The organism is Pedobacter gandavensis, from assembly GCF_032677645.1.
Classification (GTDB): domain Bacteria; phylum Bacteroidota; class Bacteroidia; order Sphingobacteriales; family Sphingobacteriaceae; genus Pedobacter; species Pedobacter gandavensis_A.
This window is the reverse complement of sequence record NZ_JAVTSB010000030.1, coordinates 1-595: the sequence shown is the minus strand read 5'-3', so window position 1 is coordinate 595 and position 595 is coordinate 1. Positions and strand designations below refer to the sequence as shown.

At 49.1% G+C, this 595-nt stretch carries 1 protein-coding gene; it reads left to right on the top strand.

What is annotated here, in order from left to right; all coding sequences use genetic code 11:
* On the top strand, positions 1–595 hold a 595-nt coding region (locus R2Q66_RS23875; RefSeq protein ID WP_410479451.1), incomplete at both ends, for a calcium-binding protein.

Sequence of the window (595 nt, the reverse complement as noted above, 5' to 3'; positions counted from 1 at the left end):
AGATATCGGTGTAACCGGTACTACCGGACTTGCTGGTGCTGATGGAATCCAGGGATTAAAAGGTGACAAAGGGGATACTGGTGCAACTGGTACTACCGGACTTGCTGGTGCTGATGGAGTTCAGGGATTAAAAGGTGACAAAGGAGATATCGGTGCAACTGGTACTACCGGACTTGCTGGTGCTGATGGAATCCAGGGATTAAAAGGGGATAAAGGTGACAAAGGAGATATTGGTGCAACTGGTACTACCGGACTTGCTGGTGCTGATGGAATCCAGGGTTTAAAAGGGGATAAAGGTGACAAAGGAGATATCGGTGCAACCGGTACTGCCGGACTTGCTGGTGCTGATGGAATCCAGGGTTTAAAAGGGGATAAAGGTGACAAAGGAGATATCGGTGTAACCGGTACTACCGGACTTGCTGGTGCTGATGGCATCCAGGGATTAAAAGGTGACAAAGGAGATATCGGTGCAACCGGTACTACCGGACTTGCTGGTGCTGATGGAATTCAGGGTTTAAAAGGGGATAAAGGTGACAAAGGAGATATCGGTGCAACTGGTACTACAGGACTTGCTGGTGCTGATGGAATCCAGGGT